Origin of the sequence: Shewanella bicestrii, from assembly GCF_002216875.1 — a bacterium.
Classification (GTDB): domain Bacteria; phylum Pseudomonadota; class Gammaproteobacteria; order Enterobacterales; family Shewanellaceae; genus Shewanella; species Shewanella seohaensis.
In genome coordinates this window covers 1,047,131-1,067,004 of the sequence record NZ_CP022358.1, presented here as the reverse complement: position 1 = coordinate 1,067,004, position 19,874 = coordinate 1,047,131, and the positions used below count along the sequence as shown (strand labels likewise).

19 protein-coding genes are annotated in these 19,874 nt (G+C 48.1%); 9 read left to right on the top strand and 10 right to left on the bottom strand.

Annotated features, from left to right (window positions below; all coding sequences use genetic code 11):
• Nucleotides 1–20: 20 nt before the first annotated feature.
• From CF168_RS04685 to rplU, 5 genes are all read right to left on the bottom strand, one after another.
• Nucleotides 21–494: a threonine/serine exporter family protein gene (locus CF168_RS04685; RefSeq protein WP_011621694.1), complete on the bottom strand. Its 474-nt coding sequence runs from the start codon at nt 492–494 to the stop codon at nt 21–23.
• A complete protein-coding gene (locus CF168_RS04680; RefSeq protein ID WP_011627027.1) occupies nt 491–1,252 on the bottom strand; it encodes a threonine/serine exporter family protein in 762 nt (253 codons plus the stop codon). The genes CF168_RS04685 and CF168_RS04680 overlap by 4 nt, the downstream gene beginning before the upstream one ends.
• A gap of 27 nt (nt 1,253–1,279) precedes the next feature.
• Nucleotides 1,280–2,446: an Obg family GTPase CgtA gene (cgtA, locus tag CF168_RS04675; protein ID WP_011621692.1), complete on the bottom strand. Its 1,167-nt coding sequence runs from the start codon at nt 2,444–2,446 to the stop codon at nt 1,280–1,282.
• Nucleotides 2,447–2,658: 212 nt separating this feature from the next.
• Nucleotides 2,659–2,913: a 50S ribosomal protein L27 gene (rpmA, locus tag CF168_RS04670; protein WP_007650346.1), complete on the bottom strand. Its 255-nt coding sequence runs from the start codon at nt 2,911–2,913 to the stop codon at nt 2,659–2,661.
• Nucleotides 2,914–2,927: 14 nt separating this feature from the next.
• On the bottom strand, nt 2,928–3,239 hold the full coding sequence (gene rplU, locus CF168_RS04665) for a 50S ribosomal protein L21 (RefSeq protein WP_011621690.1): 312 nt from the start codon (nt 3,237–3,239) through the stop codon (nt 2,928–2,930).
• Between the two features lie 273 nt (nt 3,240–3,512).
• Between rplU and ispB the strand changes: the two genes are divergently transcribed.
• Both ispB and CF168_RS04655 read left to right on the top strand, forming a co-directional pair.
• Nucleotides 3,513–4,484, top strand: coding sequence for an octaprenyl diphosphate synthase (gene ispB, locus CF168_RS04660; RefSeq protein ID WP_041408978.1), 972 nt, complete (start codon nt 3,513–3,515; stop codon nt 4,482–4,484).
• A gap of 99 nt (nt 4,485–4,583) precedes the next feature.
• Nucleotides 4,584–5,812 (top strand): IS3 family transposase gene (locus CF168_RS04655; protein WP_089067141.1). Its coding sequence is split into 2 segments (ribosomal slippage): nt 4,584–4,935 and nt 4,935–5,812, totalling 1,230 coding nucleotides; the frame shifts between segments, so codons are not numbered across the junction.
• A 50-nt stretch (nt 5,813–5,862) separates the two neighbouring features.
• Here the strand turns inward: CF168_RS04655 and ung are convergent.
• Entirely contained in the window at nt 5,863–6,522 is a 660-nt protein-coding gene (ung, locus tag CF168_RS04650; RefSeq protein ID WP_011621688.1) for a uracil-DNA glycosylase, read from the bottom strand.
• 299 nt (nt 6,523–6,821) lie between these two features.
• Entirely contained in the window at nt 6,822–7,256 is a 435-nt protein-coding gene (locus CF168_RS04645) for a hypothetical protein (protein ID WP_011627030.1), read from the bottom strand.
• A gap of 395 nt (nt 7,257–7,651) precedes the next feature.
• Between CF168_RS04645 and CF168_RS04640 the strand changes: the two genes are divergently transcribed.
• Nucleotides 7,652–7,969, top strand: coding sequence for a DUF3144 domain-containing protein (locus tag CF168_RS04640; RefSeq protein ID WP_089067140.1), 318 nt, complete (start codon nt 7,652–7,654; stop codon nt 7,967–7,969).
• A 119-nt stretch (nt 7,970–8,088) separates the two neighbouring features.
• On the opposite strand, the gene CF168_RS04635 is transcribed toward CF168_RS04640, so the two are convergent.
• Both CF168_RS04635 and CF168_RS04630 read right to left on the bottom strand, forming a co-directional pair.
• On the bottom strand, nt 8,089–8,703 hold the full coding sequence (locus CF168_RS04635; protein WP_089067139.1) for a LysE family translocator: 615 nt from the start codon (nt 8,701–8,703) through the stop codon (nt 8,089–8,091).
• Between the two features lie 86 nt (nt 8,704–8,789).
• A complete protein-coding gene (locus tag CF168_RS04630; protein ID WP_240520061.1) occupies nt 8,790–10,340 on the bottom strand; it encodes a S10 family peptidase in 1,551 nt (516 codons plus the stop codon).
• A gap of 203 nt (nt 10,341–10,543) precedes the next feature.
• Between CF168_RS04630 and CF168_RS04625 the strand changes: the two genes are divergently transcribed.
• From CF168_RS04625 to CF168_RS04600, 6 genes are all read left to right on the top strand, one after another.
• Entirely contained in the window at nt 10,544–11,089 is a 546-nt protein-coding gene (locus CF168_RS04625) for a thioredoxin family protein (protein WP_089067137.1), read from the top strand.
• Nucleotides 11,090–11,600: 511 nt separating this feature from the next.
• On the top strand, nt 11,601–13,067 hold the full coding sequence (locus CF168_RS04620) for a sigma-54 interaction domain-containing protein (protein ID WP_089067136.1): 1,467 nt from the start codon (nt 11,601–11,603) through the stop codon (nt 13,065–13,067).
• A gap of 161 nt (nt 13,068–13,228) precedes the next feature.
• Nucleotides 13,229–14,659: a cytochrome c oxidase accessory protein CcoG gene (gene ccoG, locus CF168_RS04615; RefSeq protein WP_089067135.1), complete on the top strand. Its 1,431-nt coding sequence runs from the start codon at nt 13,229–13,231 to the stop codon at nt 14,657–14,659.
• Nucleotides 14,660–14,989: 330 nt separating this feature from the next.
• Nucleotides 14,990–15,214, top strand: coding sequence for a ParD-like family protein (locus CF168_RS04610; RefSeq protein ID WP_011621680.1), 225 nt, complete (start codon nt 14,990–14,992; stop codon nt 15,212–15,214).
• Nucleotides 15,207–15,989, top strand: coding sequence for a type I methionyl aminopeptidase (gene map, locus CF168_RS04605; RefSeq protein ID WP_089067134.1), 783 nt, complete (start codon nt 15,207–15,209; stop codon nt 15,987–15,989). The genes CF168_RS04610 and map overlap by 8 nt, the downstream gene beginning before the upstream one ends.
• 236 nt (nt 15,990–16,225) lie before the next feature.
• A complete protein-coding gene (locus CF168_RS04600) occupies nt 16,226–17,830 on the top strand; it encodes an AMP-binding protein (RefSeq protein ID WP_089067133.1) in 1,605 nt (534 codons plus the stop codon).
• A gap of 101 nt (nt 17,831–17,931) precedes the next feature.
• Here CF168_RS04600 and CF168_RS04595 read toward each other — a convergent pair whose 3' ends face one another.
• Nucleotides 17,932–19,719 (bottom strand): ABC transporter ATP-binding protein/permease, encoded by a 1,788-nt coding sequence (locus tag CF168_RS04595; protein ID WP_089067132.1) that lies wholly within the window; start codon nt 19,717–19,719, stop codon nt 17,932–17,934.
• Nucleotides 19,720–19,874 lie beyond the last annotated feature (155 nt).

Here is a 19,874-nt window from a genome sequence, read left to right as displayed (position 1 = left end):
GCACTCCTTTGGTATTGTTTTTATTGAATAACAGGGCGGGTTCTAAAATACAGCAGACTCGGTAAGGCAAGGCCCACCGACAGTGCTCCTAAGATAAATACCGTTTTTAAGCCGTTACTGATCACTTGCCCAGTCAGCTCTTGGCTGACCTGTGACTGCGCCGTTAATTGCACTAAGGCAATCACAGTATTAAAGGCATAGGTGCCTGGGATCATCGGGATAATCGCCGCAACGGCATACATCAACGGCGGCGCGAGATGGCGCTTAGCAAAACCGATAGTGATAGTCCCTACTAAAGCCGCGGCGGCAAAGGTCGCCCATTCGATAGGCAAGCCAAATTGCAGCATTAGCGTGCGTGAGCTGTGCCCTATGGCGCCTGCGAGCGCGCAGTAGGGTAAGAAACGTTTTGGCACGTTAAACACCATGGCAAAGCCCACTGCGGGAATCGCCGAAAAAAAGGCATCGTGCAACAGCGTCCACAATAAGGCGATCATAGGAAGATCCCCCCAATCTGCATCGCAATGGTGATGCCGATAACGGATGACACTGTGAGCAAGGTGGCATGACCCCAACGGGAAATGCCCACGTTCATATGGCCTTTGACCATATCAGAAATCGCATTGATCATCGGGAAACCCGGCACCAGCATCAACACACTGGCCGCCATGGCCGCCTGCGGGGTTTCACTCAAGTGAAATACATAACCCGTTTGCGCCAGCATGCTAGTGACAAATGCCGTCACCGCAAAATTGACCAGCAAATTAAAATGCCGCTTGGCAATCGCAAGGCGCACCGACATCCCGACAGCAGAGGCAAAAAAGGTGATGACTGATGCGGCAACATCGCCATTAAACAGGTGGCAAAAACTGGCGCAGGACAGGCCTATCATCAAGATCACGAGATACGGCGGATAGGTCTTAGGTTCAATCCGCGCTAAGCGTTTACGCACTTCGTTGGGGCCATAGAGACCTTTTTCCGCCAACAAACAGATGCGCTGCAACTCGCAGACTATGGTCATGTTGATGCCATGCTCGCGGATCCGACGCGTCGTCGTGATACAGCGACCATGCACTAAACTGGTTAACACGAGGGAATTAGAGGAGATGGAAAGCTCAACACTTGCCAATCCTAAGGCCTGACCTAGGCGCTGGCTGATTTCTTCAACTAAATCAGATTCAGCGCCGTAGGCCAGTAGCAGTTGTGCGACACGCACAACCTGCCGAGTAATATCATTTTGAGTATCTGCGTACACGGGACTCTCAAAACTTAGGTTGGGATATTATCTTTGGTAGATCACTTCTACATCGTAGTCGTCATCATCAAAGTCATCGTCAAATTCATCGTCATAGTCTTCATTGATCGCATCAATGTTGGCTTGATGATAATTGTCCCACTTGAACTCAACCTCTGCATCTGGGTTCGCATCTTTATCTTCCGGTGGAAGACTTTGGATGAAGTCCAGCAGCTTGGTCGCTAATTCTTTAGTGCCATCGCGGCTATAGGCAGAAATAGTGTAAACGTCACCTTCCCAACCTAATTCTTTAACTACGCGAGCGACTTTCTCTTTTAGCTCGTCTTCGAGCAGTAGATCGGCCTTGTTAAAGACTAACCAACGTGGCTTGCTTGCCAATTTTGGCGAATATTTTTCAAGCTCACCGACGATCGCACGGGCAGAATCCACAGGATCTGTGCCATCAATTGGCTCGATATCGATGATATGCAACAGAATACGGCAACGTTCTAAATGCTTTAAGAAGCGAATGCCTAGACCCGCCCCCTCTGCCGCGCCTTCGATCAAACCAGGAATATCGGCGATCACAAAGCTTTGACCTGGGCGAGGGTTAACCACACCTAGGTTAGGTACTAATGTCGTGAAGGGGTAATCGGCAACCTTTGGTGTTGCACGTGATACCGCACGAATAAAGGTCGATTTACCCGCGTTAGGCATACCGAGCAAGCCAACATCGGCTAACAGCAGTAGCTCTAATTTCAGGCTGCGGACTTCACCCGGAGTACCTAAGGTCTTTTGACGTGGGGCACGGTTAGTACTGCTCTTAAAGCGCGTATTGCCTAAGCCGTGGAATCCGCCTTTAGCCACTAATAGCTTTTGGCCATGAGTGGTTAAATCGCCGAGGACTTCCTCGGTCTCATCGTCAATAGCACGTGTACCGACAGGCACTTTTAAAATCAAATCTTTACCGCTATGGCCGGTACAGTCACGGCCACGGCCGTTTTCACCGCGCTCTGCCATGTGAAAACGTTCAAATCGGTATTCAATCAGGGTGTTGTGGTTTTCATCGGCTTGCAGATAGACACTGCCACCATCGCCACCATCACCACCATCAGGACCACCATCGGGGATATATTTTTCGCGTCTGAAACTCACGCAACCGCTACCGCCGTCGCCTGCTTCGACCCTAATTACTGCCTCATCGACAAACTTCATACTTACTCCTGGCATCACTGAATGAAGGAATTATACCGTTTAACTTCATCGGTCGCCAAAAAACTCGAGATACTTGCTCCCAATCTTACCAGCCAACGCCCTCAATTTGATAAAGATTTACCAAACTCACCAGAAACGCAGGTAAATAGAAGCATAAAAAACAGAAAGCCCCACCAATGGCGGGGCTTTACAGTATAAGCTAGACTCGAAAATTAAGCTTCGATGCTAATAAACTTACGGTTATTAGGACCTTTAACTTCGAATTTTACTTTACCGTCAGTCAGAGCAAACAGAGTGTGGTCACGACCAATACCCACGTTTACACCAGCGTGGAACTTAGTACCACGTTGACGAACGATAATGTTACCAGCTAGAACTGATTCACCGCCAAAGCGCTTAACACCAAGACGTTTACTTTCTGAATCACGGCCGTTACGAGTAGAACCGCCAGCTTTTTTATGTGCCATGAGTTAGACTCCTATTATGCGTTGATAGCAGTAATTTTAACTTCGGTGAACCACTGACGGTGGCCCATCTTCTTGTCGTGGTGCTTACGACGACGGAACTTAACGATAGTTACTTTCTCGCCACGACCATGACTTACTACTTCAGCAACGACTTTACCGCCAGCTACTAAAGGAGCACCAACGTGCACTTTTTCACCGTCAGCGATCAGTAATACTTGATCGAATTCAACAGTTGAACCAGTAGCAACTTCTAATTTTTCTAAACGAACTGTGTGGCCAGGGGCTACACGGTGTTGTTTACCACCACTTTGAAAAACAGCGTACATAGCTATTTTACTCCGATATTCCTAACACGCTGGCTCACACTATGGGAGGCAGGGTGCTACAAAAACTTTATTGACAATGGGCGCGGAGTTTACGCGAAGAATCCTTATCTGGCAAGCCCTAATTAGGAAAGAATAAAAAAAGGCCGGAATAACTCGCACATTAGTAGTGTGAGTACTGTCATATGTCGGAATTTTAGGTAAAATTCATTCTATATAACACGTGAGCCTAAAATAGAGGCCGGGTACGTAATGGCCCCACAACCAGAGTCTATTATGGATTTAAACGCTATTCGTCAACTGGCTGACACTGATATGCAAGCAGTCAATCAGCTGATCTATAAACAGCTGGAGTCAGATGTCGCCCTGATTAACCAGTTAGGTTTCTACATTATTAATGGTGGTGGTAAACGTCTTCGTCCTTTACTGTCCGTCCTCGCAGCGCGCGCAGTCGACTATCAAGGTGAAGCCCACCTTAAGCTTGCCGCGATTATTGAATTTATTCATACCGCTTCATTATTGCACGATGATGTGGTCGATGAATCGACCCTCAGACGCGGCCGCGAAACCGCCAACGCACTCTTTGGTAACAGCGCCAGTGTATTAGTAGGTGACTTCCTTTATACCCGCTCATTCCAAATGATGACCGAACTCGACAGCATGCGAGTACTGCGTGTATTAGCCGATACCACTAACGTATTGGCCGAAGGTGAAGTATTACAGCTAATGAACTGTAACGACCCTAATACCACAGAAGAAAGCTATATGCGGGTGATCTATTGCAAGACCGCTAAGCTATTCGAAGCCGCCACGTTACTGGCCGCGGTATTAGCCGGCGCCACACCCGAGCAAGAAACCGCATTAGGCGACTATGGCAAATATTTAGGTACAGCCTTCCAGCTGACCGACGATTTACTCGACTACACCGCCGACAGTGAAGAGTTAGGTAAAAACATTGGTGATGATCTCGCCGAAGGTAAACCGACCTTACCGCTAATCTATGCGATTGCCCATGGCACAGAAGAAGAGCAGCAACTCATTCGCCAAGCCATTGAGCAAGGTGATGGCACCCACGCCATTGAGAAAATTGTTGCCGCTCTGCATCACTGTGGCGCGCTCACTTACACTCAGCAAAAAGCCATTGAAGAATCCAACAAGGCGATTGCAGCGTTGGCAGTATTACCCGACAGTGACTTCAAAACCGCATTAATTTCGCTGGCAAAAATCTCCGTTGATCGTAACCACTAATTGGCTGCGATAAATCAATAAAAAGGCCTTGCTTAGCAAGGCCTTTTTATTTTTAAGGTGTCCCGTCCTGAAATACGTTGACATAAAGAGGATTTCTTTATGACAACATTAATTAACTCAAGCCGTAAGCGCACACAACGAGATTACACCTTAGCCTTTAAATTAGGCGTTGTAGAGCGTGTTGAAAAAGGCGAAATGACGTACAAACAAGCCCAAGCCCATTTTGGTATTCAAGGCCGTTCAACGGTACTCGTCTGGCTTAGAAAACATGGTAGACTTGATTGGTCGAAACCTTTTCAGCATCCCCTTATGACTAAGTCAAAAGAAACACCTGCCGAAACGATCAAGCGCCTTGAACGTGAGTTAGCAGAAGAGAAACTGCGTAACCAAATCCTCAATGGCATGGTTGATATCATGGACAATGAATATGGAGCAGGCCTCAGAAAAAAGTACTTATCCGGTACGTCTGGCAAGCAAAAGGCAACGGAGAAATAAACCTCGCTGCCGCATGTCGTGCTGCGGGTATGTCGAGGCAAGGTATTTATCAGGCAGTTGCTCGAATGGAAAGTCGTAGAGCTGAGCTATCGGTTATCAAAGACTGGGTCCAGTACTGGCGTAAATATATGCCAAGGTTAGGGGCCCGTAAGCTCTACACGTTGATAAAATCCAAGCTGGTTGAGCACGATATTAAACTCGGGCGAGATGGGTTCTTTACCTATTTGAGAAGTGAAGGTTTACTGGTTAAACCGAAGAAAAGCTACACAAAAACCACGTTCAGCAAACACTGGATGAAGAAGCATCCTAATCTGCTGAAAGAGGAGGGACTGCACGATGCAGGGCATGTACTGGTCAGCGATATCACCTATCTTGAGTCAGACCAAGGTGTGCACTACCTGTCACTGATCACCGATGCCAGTTCTCGTAAAATAGTCGGTCATCACGTGAGTAAAGACATGAAAGCCGAGAGTGTGGTGAAAGCGTTAAAAATGGCCATCAAAGATAAGCGCTATATCGGCAACGCGGTGCATCACTCAGACAGAGGCTTACAGTACTGCTCAGCCGTTTATCAGAATGCGCTTCAGGCGAGCCAAATCCAGCCGTCAATGACGGATGGTTATGATTGCTACCAAAATGCATTAGCAGAAAGAGTAAATGGCATACTGAAGCAGGAGTTTTTACTGCACCGATGTAGGACATTTGCGGAGCTGAAGATACTTGTTAGAGAATCGATAGCAATATACAACAATATGAGACCGCATCTGAGTTTGAATATGGACTCCCCTAATCAGGTGCACAATAGAAAAGACCAGCTACTGGAGCTGGCCTAAAAACTGTCAACCTATCTTAGGACGAGACAAGGTTCTTTATTAAAGCGAACTTAGACCTGCCATTGGATAGGCGCTTCGCCCCGCGCCATCAGCAGTTGATTCACTTTAGAAAAATGCCCACAACCGAAGAAGCCGCGATAGGCCGACAGTGGTGACGGGTGGGGTCCCGACAAAATTTGATGCTGTGGCGCAGTAATTACCGCCCCTTTTTTGATGGCATGGCTGCCCCAGAGTACGAAAATAATCGGCCGCTCCTGCGCATTTAGCAGCTTTAACGCCTCAGTGGTGAAGGTTTCCCAGCCTGCATTAGCATGGGAGTGGGCTTGGCCTTGCTCCACCGTCAGCACGGTATTGAGCATCAAGATCCCCTGCTCCGCCCATTGGGTTAAATCACCATGGTTTGGGATTTGGAAACCGGGAATATCGTTCACTAACTCTTTATACATATTGGCCAGCGATGGCGGCGGTTTAATGCCTCGCTTAACCGAGAAACACAGACCGTGGGCTTGGTCGGGGCCATGGTAGGGATCTTGACCGATAAGCACTACACGCACTTGCTCCAATGGGGTTGTTTTAAAGGCGTTGTACACATCCTCTTTAGGAGGATAAATAACCTTACCCAATTCACGCTCTTGATTCACAAATGCTATCAACTGCTGGTAATAGGGTTGAGAACGTTGATGATCAATAAATGCCTGCCAAGTCGCCAAAATCTGTTTCTCTTACTTAAGTTACGATGCCGTTAGCTTAAAAGTGATAGCGCGACATGACAAGCCAACTCCGGTTTTTATTCCCTAACCTTGAGATATCGCAAGCAAATTAAGACCTAAACCCGTTCCATCCCTTTGGTAAAGGCAATCGCTTGCTATTGAGAAACGCCCCGTATCGCAAAAGTTAACTCGAGCAAAGTTGAGTGCTGCGCCATGTTGCGCCTCCGCGCTTTGATTCGCAAATGGCTCTGATAAGCCATCAGCTAGCGTGACAGGGGCGTTTGTTCAAATAATCCGTACTAATCGCGACCACGGTGGCCATGACCACGGTCGTCATCCCTATCTTTGCGGCGCTCATGTTTGTCGTAATGTTTGTGGTGATGCTTATCCTGTTTATAGGAGCGATAACGGGGTACGTACTCATCGCGATACCAGACATCCTGAACAAAATAGACTGGGCGGCCGCAGGCACCGTAGGAGGCACAATAGCGACCCCATTTTTTCGCATGACCAGGCGGCACATGCAGATAGATAGGTTCATACACGACCCGAGACTGCTCTATCACGATAGGCTGTTCGTAAATCACCTGTGGACGAGGAAAATTACCAATATTGATCTGACCGTAAAAGTTTGGATCGCCGATGTTAATCGACACTCCGACATCTGCCGCAATGGCCGAAGATGAAGCTGCAGCGAGTAGTAAGGCTGACAGAGTAAGTTTAATTGCTTTCATGGCGGTTCTCCTGTTGATGGAAGCAGTATGCGAGTGGCTAACTGAACAGAAGATGAATCCTCACAGGAGGCTAAATCAGATATTATTTCCCCCGCACCGCCATGCAGACCTTGTATTTCGGCAGGCTATCTACATCCCAAATCGGCAAGAATTTAAATCACGATGATAGAACTGTTACATATCTTCCGTCTTGAAACGATGCAGCAAAACCCATTGATACCAAATACAATATCGCCCAATCAACCATCAAACTAACCGCAATTGAGCCATAGGTGACGTGCGAAGAATTAGGCTCACTACAACAGATTTAGATCCCAATACTTAAGCCTAAGCGGTTCCTTCCTGCAGAATTTAGGATAGAATCGCCCACCAATAAATTATTTTGAGTAAGCGCTATGACTGATACCAGCAACACCACGATTTTTGAACTTGCCGATCAATTTATTGCCTTAGCCAATCAGCTAAGCCAGCAGGAAGCTGATGTCGGTAAAGTCGGCACTGCCCTGCGTTTTGCCGCAGCCCGTTTTAACGCCTTTGAAGCCGCAATTAAATCTGCTGATTTAGGCGCAGAAAAAGACAACGCGCTCGACTGGTTTAGCGCCGAATACCGCGAAATGCTAAACGACAACTTAGACGACCATATCGCCAATCCACCCGTTATGCAGGAAGAAGCGGTGGCAGCGGATGATTCGGTACAAATATTTAAAGGCTGATGATGCGTTATAGGCCAAGCATCGCCTGCTAAAATCCCATAAAAAACGCCATCCTAGGATGGCGTTTTTTATCTCTGTGCATTTATCTCTTCGTACTGTTCTAAACGTATTGCAATACGTTACAGGGTATACACCACGCGTATCGCGAGCAGGATCAGCACCACACCAGAGAGCTTATCGATAAGCCCCGCTTTTTCCCGCAATTTAGGCAATACGCTCGAATGGGACAGCAGTAAGGCAATCAAGGTATACCAAAGCCCGTCAACCACCAACGGCGTTAACACAATAAGTGCTTGACCCGTCAAGCTATCGGCCGCCATGACAAACTGGCTAAACAGCGCTAAAAAGAACAACATAATCTTAGGATTGAACAGGGAAATCGCGATACCATCCCGCGCAGCCGTGAGCGTATCCGTCGCCTCCCCCGCCGCAAGTTTTGCCTGCATACCACCGCTTGAGCGCAATGATTGGATCCCCATCCATGCGAGATAGAGCGCGCCTAAAATCGCGATCCCATTAAAAATCAACGGCGCTTTTTTCAATACAACGGCTAGGCCGAGTAACGTCACTAACGCATAAATGCCAATACCAATCGAGTGTGCCCAAGCGCAAACAATCCCCTTGCCGCGACCACCGCCCAAGGTATGACGCACCACCATGGCCAAACTCGGCCCGGGAGACATAGCGCCCAAGCAACAAATCGCCAATAGCCCTAACCAAGTACTAAAGCTCATTTTTAACCCTTTAAAGCATAAAAAGGCCCTCAATAGGGCCTTCACAGGAGTGGCAGTTTAACACTGGCCAAACAATACGGTCACTCTCATTTAGCCGCGTTAGGATGATAAAAAGTGCGGATATCTTGTACCAGTTGCGCAAGCGATGCGGGCTCTATATACATCATGTGGCCTGCCTTGTAGTAATGCATAGTGACGCGGCTATTATCTATACCATTATCGGCAAAGGTATTTTCAGTCGCGAAGAAGGGCGTCGCAAAATCGAAATAACCGTTACCAACAAAAATGCGCAGGTCTTTATTCTCGCGCTGCGCCTGCCCTAAATAGGGCGCCACATTCACATAATGCATTTGCTTACCGCTGATATTCCAGTTCCAGCCACGGTTAACATCGGTGGAGAGCACGTTGAAGGGGCGTGATAATTTAACCCCCAAATCCTCATACAGATATTGATGGATAGCCGCCGTATAAGCGCCATCGATACCATATCCTGAAGGGTCATTATCGGTCGAGTCACCGCCACTGTCGTAATCTTTGCCGGTGTAACGGCTGTCTAACCGCCCGACTGTTAAATCCTGATCCCTGAGCAATTCCTTGGTATAGCGACTCGCACTCACCCGTAAATTCACTCGATCGAGGTAAGACTCACTCAAGCCTGTAAAACGCGCCAACTGTTTGCGTACGCTTTGATAATCGCTTTGCGCCAAACGGCTACCCTGCAATAGGGCTAAGGCATAATCCTTGATGGCGAATTGACGCGCCTGTTCGACAAACGCTTCGAGCCCCAAGGCCTTATCGGCATCGTTGACTTTATTGTGATAAAACGTAGTTGCCGCCATAGTCGGTAAAAAACCAATGTAGGGTTGGTTATTACCCGGTTGATAGCGAGCGTGGCTAAAGTCGAGAATCGATGAAATCAGCATCACACCATTGACCGAGATATCGGTCCAACCGCCTTGGAGCTCATCCACTAATGCTGCGGCTCGTGTTGTACCATAACTTTCACCGGCAAGATATTTAAGCGAATTCCAACGCTTATGTTCAATCAACCAACGGCGCATAAACTCGGCAATGGATTGGGCATCTTCTTTCACGCCCCAAAAATCGGCACCTTTCTTCTCACCAAGCGCACGGCTAAAACCAGTACCCACAGGGTCGATAAATACTAAATCAGACTCATCGAGTAATGAGTAATCGTTGGCTTCAATCCGATAAGGCGCCGCACCATCATCTTTGGCATCACCTGGCACAATCACACGTTTTGGCCCAAAGAGTCCCATGTGCAGCCACAGCGAGGCTGAACCTGGGCCACCGTTAAAAATAAACGTGACAGGGCGTTTACTGCTGTCCTGCACATCATCCCGTAAATACGTAATAGAGAAGATGCTCGCCTGAGGCTCACCCTTATCATCCTCTAAAATGGTTTCTCCACTAATGGCTTGATAGCTGATCTTTTGATTTTGAATCGTCATTCTGTGCTTAGTCGTCACCACCTCTGGCACTAGCTTATCCACTTTAGCTTCGCTTTTTTGCGCGGGGTCGGCATGACCTACTATGGACACAGTGAATAACAAGGGCAGCAACACACTTGCCCATTTCAGCCTTGAGGGCGTTTGCTTTTCTGTTAGCGCTCGCATCAATTATCCTTCCCTTCTGTAGTGGTTATTTTGTGATCTTTTTATTGGTGCACCAGCTTACAAAGACTGTGCACTCGGCGCAAAAGCACAATTGCAACCGAATGCGTCAAAGCTTTAATCGGCTTTTAAAGCATAAATTCACGCAGATTTAAGCTGTTAGCCGCTAAGATAGATTGGATTATCGGAAACTTATGTAGGCATCTATGGGCACTATCACTCTTATCAGTCTGGCCATTCTCGCATTACTCGTGGGCGCGATTAGTCTGCTAATCTGGCAACGCAGCAAAGGTAAGCGCATTCCACTGGCGGTGATTTTTGTATTGGGATTTTTCGCCGTAGGTCTAGGCGGAATTATCGGTTTTGTACATAAAGGCGAAGATTATCAAGCCTATCAAAAGCTGCAGTGGCATACGCTAGCCCCTGAAAAAATCGCGCCGCTGGTCGCCGATGGCTACACAGTGTTTGTGGATATCACCTCTGACTGGTGCAGCATTTGCCAAACCAACAAGGCTGAAGTCACCCACAGAGAGCAAGTGGTGAATGCGCTGATGGCCGACAAGGTTATTTTGATGCAGGGAAATTGGAGCGAAGCCGATTCCACCATTGCGGGTTATATGAGGCATGAAGGCGTACCTGGTACACCTTACAATAAGGTCTATGGTCCAAGGGCGCCTAACGGCATAGTGCTGCCTTCAACGCTCACCATAGAAGCTGTACTTAATGGCTTAGCTCAGGCAAAAGCACTGTAAGCAATTGATTTTGATTAAAATTCAAAAACAAAGCTTTAAGATTAAAACACTCGCGCAATAAAAAAGGCTGCATCGCAGCCTTTTTGCACACTTCAAATCAGTAGAAAGTAATTTTCCGGAAAGGTGGGCAGAAAATCACTCCGTACTCTTAACAGCCATCTCACCCCAAAACGCTATTAAACTCGTTCATTCACTCACACCGTACTTCAATAAACATCTCCGCGTTGCCGTGAATTCCCAGTCTTAAGGGCGAGCCTGCTTTGTTCAGGTCAACTTAGCCAAAGATATTTATGAAACATTTTTATAACAATTTACTCTTTTACGCCAGCACTAAATACAACTTTCGATCGATTAAAATATAAGCTTTTTATTATCAACAAGTTAATGGTCAGACCTCTAAACATACCTCTAAGCCATTCAATTCGAGCATTACCGAGCAACTCACGATATATCGCGACACGACTCAAGGGGTTATACTCTGGGCACTCATTCGTATTAAGGAATCAACGGAATGACCTCAACACAGCCCGCCGCAATGCCCTTGGATAAACATTTTCTGCCAGAGAACCAGCTACTGCTCAATGCCGTGGGTGAAGGCATTTATGGGTTTGATTTAAATGGTAATGCCGTCTTCATCAATCCCGCCGCCGAGCGCATGACGGGCTGGAAGAATGAAGAATTACTCGGCAAAAATATCCATAATTGCCATCATCATAGCCATGCGGATGGCAGTCATTATCCCCAAGAAGATTGTCCCATCTACAATACCTTGAAGGATGGAATAGCAAGGGAAATCACCCACGATGTGTTTTGGCGCAAAGATGGCAGTAGCTTTCCAGTGCATTACAGCTCGACCCCCGTCTATCGGGACAACAAGCTTATCGGCGTAGTCGCGATATTTCGCGACATCAGTATTCAGAAACAAACCGAGCAGTCGCTACGTCAAGCTTTAGCACAGGTTCAAGCCCTGTCGGAGCAACTGGCCAGCGAGAATCACTATCTCCAAGCCGAGTTAGCCGATAAAACCGGCGATGTGGATATTTCGGGCAGCAGCGCGGTGATCCGCCATATGATCCAGCAGCTGCATATGGTGGCCAATACTGACAGTACCGTATTGATTTGTGGTGAAAATGGCACAGGCAAAGAACTGGTTGCCCGTAACTTACATCAACTGAGTCGCCGTAAAGATAAGCCCATGATCAGCGTTAACTGCGCGGCGTTTTCAGCCTCATTGTTAGAGAGTGAGTTGTTTGGCCATGAGAAAGGTGCCTTTACCGGCGCGACGCAGCAGCGCAAGGGTCGCTTCGAACTCGCCCATCAAGGCACACTGTTTCTCGATGAGGTGGCCGAATTAAGTTTGGAGGCGCAATCTAAGTTGCTGCGGGTGATCCAAGAGCAATCCTTCGAACGACTCGGCGGCAGTGAAACCATTAAGGTCGATATTCGCTTAGTCGCCGCCAGTCACCATGATTTACTCAAGCGCGTTGAACAGGGCTTATTCAGGATGGATCTCTATTACCGCTTGAATGTCTTCCCAATCCAAGTGCCGCCGCTGAGGGCAAGACTTGAGGACATGCCCGAGCTTGTCAGCCACATTTTGCATTCCCTAAACCGCAAACTCGGTAAGAAACTGCGCGGCGTGAGCCAAAAAGGTCTGCAAAAACTGATGGCCTACAGCTGGCCAGGTAATGTGCGTGAATTGCAAAATATCCTCGAACGGGAGGCCATTTTATCTCAAACGGATATTTTACAAATCCATGCCATGCCCACGCATCACCTGCAGACTCAAACCGCGGCTTCACCTTTACAAACCTTGGCCGAGGCGGAAGCACAACACATAGAACAAACATTAAAGCAGCTCAATTGGCGTATTTCGGGCTCCAACGGTGCGGCCAATGTGCTCGGCGTCCCGCCAAGTACACTCAGATCGCGGATGAAGAAGCTTGGGATTACACGCCAAAACCTCGCGGAAGAATAGCGTTAAAAACGCGATATATCGCCAATTAGCGATATATCGCGACACCTACTAAATCGCAAATAAACTTAATCATTAAATATCAATAAGTTAAAACAAAAAAAACTCTTGGCCTAACGTTTGCTATAGGGAGCCGAATCTTATTTAAGCCGTTAGGACAGCATATGCCCAAGAGTGACACCCAACACAGAGAGAACGCCAAGCGCCCCTCTGCTGAGCAATTTATCCCCGTAAAAAATATCCAGGCGGACGATAAACCAGCCCCCGTGAATGGTCAGATTCATTTCCGAGAGCAGAAGGGTTATTTTCAGCGCCTAAGAACCACAATGAATAGCCTGTTAGTACTGCTGTTTTTTGCCCTGCCCTTTATTTCATTTGATGGTCGGCAAGCGATATTACTGGATGTGAGTCAGCAGCAGTTCTTCTTTTTCGGCCTCACGCTCTGGCCACAGGATTTCACCTTACTCGCTTGGGTGTTTATTGCTGCCGCCTTTGGATTGTTTTTCATTACTGTGTTTTGGGGGCGCGTCTGGTGTGGCTATCTTTGCCCGCAAACCGCGTGGACTTTTATGTTTGTCTGGCTCGAGAGCCGAATTGAGGGCAACAGCAACAAACGTAAATTGCTGGATAAGGCGCCGTGGTCAGCCAATAAAGTCGGAAAAAGAAGTCTCAAACACGGCCTGTGGGGGTTAGCCGCCTTAATTACTGGCTGTGGATTCATCGGTTATTTCATCCCCGCACGCGAACTCTATTTAGATATTTTTACCGGCAACGCCGGCTTTTGGACGACCTGCTGGGTATGGTTTTTCGCGATTTGCACTTACTTAAATGCAGGCTGGATGCGCGAGCAAATGTGCTTACACTGTTGCCCCTACGCGCGTTTTCAGGCCGTCATGTTCGATGCCAACACTAAAACCGTCACCTATGATGCCGCACGCGGCGAAGCGCGCGGCCCACGTAAACGCAAACAACAGACTGAACTCGGTGATTGTGTTGACTGTAACTTATGTGTCGAAGTCTGCCCGACGGGGATTGATATTCGCCAAGGCCTACAATACGAGTGCATTAACTGCGGCGCCTGTGTCGATGCCTGTAATGAAACCATGCAAAAATTCGACTACAAACAAAACCTAATTAGCTATGTCAGCGAGAATGAATTAAAGGGCATCACCCATTCCAACTGGCGCTCGCCACGCTTTTTAGGTTACGGCGCCGCCGTTGTCATTATGTTGGTTGTGATAGGTTTAGATCTCTCCAGTCGCAGTGAGATTCAGCTTAACGTCATTCGCGACAGACAGAGCCTGTATCGCGAAACCGCCGATAATAAAGTTGAAAATACCTACCAGCTGAAGATCCGTAACAAGACTCAGCAAACCAAGCAATATCAACTCGCGCTCAACAGCGAAATGCCCTTCAGCTTAATTGCCGATCCTGTCATTACCCTTGCTCCGGGCGAGCAGTCGGATTATCCCGTGACAGTATTAGCCGATAAGGATGCAATCCCAACGGGACGCAAAATTATCGAATTCTCGGTAACGGATGTGAGCAAACCTGAACAAAGCGTTAGCCAAGAAACCGGCTTCTTTAGCCCTTAGCGCGTCATGCGGCAGTGTGCTCGCCGATAAGCGAGCACACTGCATCACCGTTAGTCACTTGCGCAAATCTTGCCCGTTAATCACTGTGGTTCGCAGGGCTTTTGCTCCGCTTGTTTCGTAAAGTCCGCTAAATAGCCTCAACTCGCGCCGCACAAAAATGAAGTACGTCAAATCAAAACCATAGCCTTCTAGCCACTTCTCTTGCGCTTACGGCGACAGCCTCAAAAGAGGCTCGGCTGTCATTGCGGTAAACCAATGTCGATTTATCATTGACGGAACACCATATAGATCGAATACAATGAATATACGAAACACATATAAAGTATACTTGTGGGCATAGTTAAAATTTCCGAAGAACTGCATGATGAGCTGAGAAAAGCCAGTTCGGTCATGTCACGTTCAATCAACTCGCAGGCAGAATTCTGGATAAGGATCGGGATGCTGGCAGAATTGCATCCACAGCTCTCCTTTAATCAGTTAGTCGCCGATCTGATGAAATCTGCGGATGTGAACCTAGCCAACGTGACCCAGGTAAAGGAAATGGCCGATGAATAATCAGGTGAAGATAAAATCTGCCGAAGAAATTGCACTGATGCGCTGCGCCGGGCAATTATTAGCTCAAGTATTTCAAATGCTTGATACCTATGTCCGCCCCGGTATCAGCACCATGGATATCAACGATACGGTCGAAGCCTTTATCGTCAATGAGCTAAAATCGCGTCCCGCGAGTAAGGGGCAGTATGGCTATCAATATGTGTTGAATTCATCCATTAACGAAGTGGTCTGTCATGGTGTACCCTCAGCGAATGAGGTCATCAAAAGCACAGATATCATTAACTTAGATATTACCCTCGAGAAAAACGGCTATATTGCCGACTCCAGTAAAATGTATGTGATGCCACAGGCGCCCGCCCCAGCCCAAAAGCTGGCCGATGTTACCTATCTTGCCATGTGGCAGGGGATCAAACAGGTAAAACCTGGGGCGACATTAGGCGATATTGGCCATGCGATTCAACAATATGCGCAATCCTTTGGTTATAGCATCGTCAGGGATTACTGCGGCCATGGGATAGGTCAAGAAATGCATGAAGAGCCGCAAGTCCTTCACTATGGAAAGCCGAATCAAGGCCTTAAGCTCAAAGCGGGCATGGTGTTTACCATTGAGCCCATGGTGAATCAGGGCACTGAAAAGATAAAGCTCAAAAAAGATGGTTGGACGGTTGTCACCCGCGATAAAAAACTCTCGGCGCAATCGGAACATACGATACTTGTCACCCCTACGGGATACGAAGTGCTCACCCTACGCCACGATGAGCAATCTCCCCGTTAATTTCGACGCTAACCCTCGCTTTTTCATCTCAAATTCAGGTGTGCTGTAGTAAATTTGCACTGCAGTTCACCGCCCTTCATTAGAGTAAAAGTTCTATTTTTACAATTGGATAGCCGTGCAAATTGCTACAATAATTTAACGATAAACGTTGACCTGACAGGTTGAATCCTTCTAATCTAAACACTCGTTTGATTTTAAAATAATAACAACGATAAACCTATTTGAGGTAGTTAGGCATGGCATACGATCAAGAGTCACAACTCGAACTTGGCAAATACTCATCACTCATAGACTTAATCGAACGCACTAGCCAACGCTTTGGTGATAAAACGGCATATGCTTGTTTGGGGAAAACCAGCAGCTTCAATGATATAGAGCGCGATTCACGCTATTTTGCTGCCTATTTGCAGAATAACACTAATCTAAAACCCGGCGATCGGATCGCGATTCAATTACCCAACATTACCCAGTTTGTTATCGCCGCCTATGGTGCGCTGCGGGCGGGACTTATCCTAGTCAACACTAACCCGCTCTACACCGAACGAGAGCTTATTCATCAGTTTAATGACTCAGGCGCTAAGGCCTTAGTGGTGCTGTCGGATCTGTTGCCAACCCTTGCTAAAGTCGTTGCGACCACACCAATTGAATTGGTGATTTCCACTCACCCGTTAGATCTTATCGATCCGCAGGTGCAGCCCAAAACGGGGCTTAAAAATGTCGAATTTTGCCAAGTGCTAAAACAAGGGGCCGAGCAGCCCTTTAACCGTGTTGCCCCTGCCGCAGGTGACTTAGCGGCGCTGCAATATACCGGTGGTACAACGGGTCTCTCCAAGGGGGCCATGCTGACCCACGGTAATATGCTCGCCAATGCGGCGCAGGTAAAATCCCGCATTGGCAGCGTTATCAGCGAAGGGGAAGATATTTTTGTCGCGCCACTGCCGATTTACCATATCTACGCCTTTATGGTGAACTTAGTACTGTATTTTGAATGTGGTGGTTGCTCGGTATTAATCCCCAATCCCCGTGATATTAGTGGCTTAATCAAGACACTGGCTAAATACCCTTTTACCGGCTTTGCAGGGCTTAACACCCTCTTTGTCGCCCTGTGCCATCAGCCCGAATTTAAGGCGCTGGATTTCAGTCATTTAAAAATCACCATTTCGGGTGGTACGGCACTCACCGCGGCCGCAGCTAATATCTGGCAACAAACTACGGGCAATACCATCAGTGAAGGTTATGGATTATCCGAAACCTCACCGGTGATTTCACTCAATGCTCCCGGATATCAGAAGATTGGCACTATCGGTAAGCCCGTTCTCGGCACTGAGGTCAAACTGCTAGATGAAAACGGCAATGAAGTCGCGCAAGGGGAAGCTGGCGAACTCGCCGCCCGCGGCCCGCAAGTGATGCTGGGTTATTGGAATAATCCCCAAGAAACGGCCAATGTAATGACTGCCGATGGTTTCTTTAAAACCGGGGATATTGCGATTTTGAACGAGGAAGGATTCCATCAAATCGTTGATCGCAAAAAGGATATGATTATTGTCTCCGGCTTTAACGTCTATCCGAATGAGGTCGAAAACGTGCTCGCCAGCCATCCAAATATCATTGAATGTGCCGTGGTTGGCGTAAGGGATGAACACTCAGGAGAAGCGGTAAAAGCCTTTGTTGTGCTAAAAGATGACAGCCAAGATCATGATCAAATGAAAACCGCCATTATCAACTTCTGCCGCGAGCAACTCACCGCCTACAAGCTGCCCAAGTTGATTGAGTTTATGCCACAGCTACCTAAGAGTACCGTGGGTAAAATTCTGCGCCGAGAACTGAAACATCAGGCTTAAACATAGCTAAACATCAGCGATGTTTGAGCAGTCTTAAATCCAAAATAAAACCCCAGAGCAACACTCTGGGGTTTTATTTGCATGACATTCCCATCCAAACCTTACTCACTAAGCGCACTCACGTCATCCGTTAGCAGCTGTAAACTGGCAAACTCACGATATAAGGCATTGGTTTGTAAAAGGGTTTGATGCTTACCACTGGCGACGATACGTCCCTTATCGAACACGATAATTCGGTCCGCATTGATCACTGTGGCAAGGCGATGGGCGATGATAAGTGTGGTTTTCCCCTTCATCAATTCATCGAGTGCCTGCTTTACTTTTTGCTCGCTTAAGGCATCGAGCGCACTGGTCGCCTCATCGAGCAGCAAGATAGGCCTGTCGGCAAGAATCGCTCTCGCAATCGCGATACGCTGCTTTTGACCACCGGATAAGCGCACGCCACGCTCACCCAAATAGGTTTGATAACCTTCACTAAATTCGCTGATAAACTCATGGGCACGGGCCGCAATACAGGCATCAATCACCTCCTGCTCGCTGGCATCGACGCGGCCATAGCGCACATTTTCCAGCACACTAGTAGCAAAAATCACTGAATCCTGCGGCACAAGCGCAAACTGCGCCCGTAAATCCTTTGGTGAAAGCTCAGCAATATCAATCCCATCCAAATGAATGCTGCCCGAAGACGGTACATAAAACCGCTGCAATAACTGAAATAGCGTGCTCTTGCCGGCCCCACTTGGCCCGACCAAGGCCACCCGCTCGCCCGCAGTTATCGTCAGTTCTAAGTCGCTGAGCACTAACTGAGTTTGCTCGGGATAATGAAAATTCAGCTGTTGTAGTTGCAGCTCGCCACGCACTTTCGTGGGCAGTGTTTTAGGCACCACTGGCGCAGGAATATCGACCTCAGTTTCAGCCAGTTCGATTAAGCGCTCGGCGGCGCCCGAGGCGCGTTGGATCTCACCGACAACTTCACTAATGGTTGCAACGGCACCTGCCACCATCACGGCATAAAACATAAAGGCCGACAGTTCGCCGCCCGTCATTTTTCCCGACATCACATCGTGGGCGCCGACCCAAGTCACAGATGCAATGGCGGCGATACTTAAAAACATCACGGAGGAAATCAACATGGCGCGGTAACGAATGCGGCCACTGGCGGCGGTCATCACATCTTCGACACGACCATTGAATAAACTGCGGTCTTTATCCTCATGACCATAGGCTTGCACTGTGTGGATTTCATGTAAGGTTTCATCCACATAAGCCCCCAAATCCGCCACCCTGTCTTGACTCTCCCGCGCTAAGGTTCGCACTTTTCGGCCAAAGAAACCGACAGGCCCCAGCACCAAAGGCACGGCCAGTAGCACCAGCAGCGTCATCTTCACGCTGGTGATCCCCATCATCGCCAGCCCGCCGATCACAGTCACGCCGGAGCGCAGCGCCATCGACAGACTCGAGCCGACCACGGTTTGCAGCAGAGTCGAGTCGGCGGTAAAGCGCGAAATCACCTCACCGGTACGCACCTTGGCGTAGAAGGCTGGAGACAACTTCAGCAGTTGATTGTAAACCGTTAGCCTTATATCGGCGCTGACCCGCTCGCCGAGCCAAGTCATCAAATAAAAACGACAAAACACCGCAGTGCCACTCACGGCGGTGATGAGCAGTACCAACAGAATAATTTCATTGAGACGCTGGGCGTTATCCTTAATAAAACCTTCGTCCACCATCAGCCGCACGCCCTGCCCGAGGGATAGCCAGGCCAAGGAGCCAATCAAAAGAAATACAATCGCCGCAACCACCCGCAGGCGATAGGGCTTAAGAAATTGCCAAATCCAGGGCAATACCGCCCGTTGGCGAATCGAGGTATTAGCAGCGTTGTGAGGCATAGTGGACTCTGATAATGATCGTGGGGGAAGTGTACTCGATTCTGTAGGCTCAGTTAGCGGTTTGTTCACTATTGATATCCTTTGCCCATCAACCTTAGCACATGCGAGTATCAACAAAGCATACCCGAAAGCCCTAAGGATAAACAAAGTGACTT

Bases quoted from the DNA above. Each gene is read 5' to 3' on its own strand.
- rplU (WP_011621690.1), bottom strand. From the start codon at position 3,239: ATGTACGCTGTTTTTCAAAGTGGTGGTAAACAACACCGTGTAGCCCCT.
- CF168_RS04630 (WP_240520061.1), bottom strand. From the start codon at position 10,340: ATGCGAGCGCTAACAGAAAAGCAAACGCCCTCAAGGCTGAAATGGGCA.
- CF168_RS04640 (WP_089067140.1), top strand. From the start codon at position 7,652: ATGACTGATACCAGCAACACCACGATTTTTGAACTTGCCGATCAATTT.
- rpmA (WP_007650346.1), bottom strand. From the start codon at position 2,913: ATGGCACATAAAAAAGCTGGCGGTTCTACTCGTAACGGCCGTGATTCA.
- CF168_RS04635 (WP_089067139.1), bottom strand. From the start codon at position 8,703: ATGAGCTTTAGTACTTGGTTAGGGCTATTGGCGATTTGTTGCTTGGGC.
- CF168_RS04645 (WP_011627030.1), bottom strand. From the start codon at position 7,256: ATGAAAGCAATTAAACTTACTCTGTCAGCCTTACTACTCGCTGCAGCT.
- CF168_RS04620 (WP_089067136.1), top strand. From the start codon at position 11,601: ATGACCTCAACACAGCCCGCCGCAATGCCCTTGGATAAACATTTTCTG.
- CF168_RS04595 (WP_089067132.1), bottom strand. From the start codon at position 19,719: ATGCCTCACAACGCTGCTAATACCTCGATTCGCCAACGGGCGGTATTG.
- ispB (WP_041408978.1), top strand. From the start codon at position 3,513: ATGGATTTAAACGCTATTCGTCAACTGGCTGACACTGATATGCAAGCA.
- map (WP_089067134.1), top strand. From the start codon at position 15,207: ATGAATAATCAGGTGAAGATAAAATCTGCCGAAGAAATTGCACTGATG.
- cgtA (WP_011621692.1), bottom strand. From the start codon at position 2,446: ATGAAGTTTGTCGATGAGGCAGTAATTAGGGTCGAAGCAGGCGACGGC.
- CF168_RS04625 (WP_089067137.1), top strand. From the start codon at position 10,544: ATGGGCACTATCACTCTTATCAGTCTGGCCATTCTCGCATTACTCGTG.
- ccoG (WP_089067135.1), top strand. From the start codon at position 13,229: ATGCCCAAGAGTGACACCCAACACAGAGAGAACGCCAAGCGCCCCTCT.
- CF168_RS04600 (WP_089067133.1), top strand. From the start codon at position 16,226: ATGGCATACGATCAAGAGTCACAACTCGAACTTGGCAAATACTCATCA.
- CF168_RS04685 (WP_011621694.1), bottom strand. From the start codon at position 494: ATGATCGCCTTATTGTGGACGCTGTTGCACGATGCCTTTTTTTCGGCG.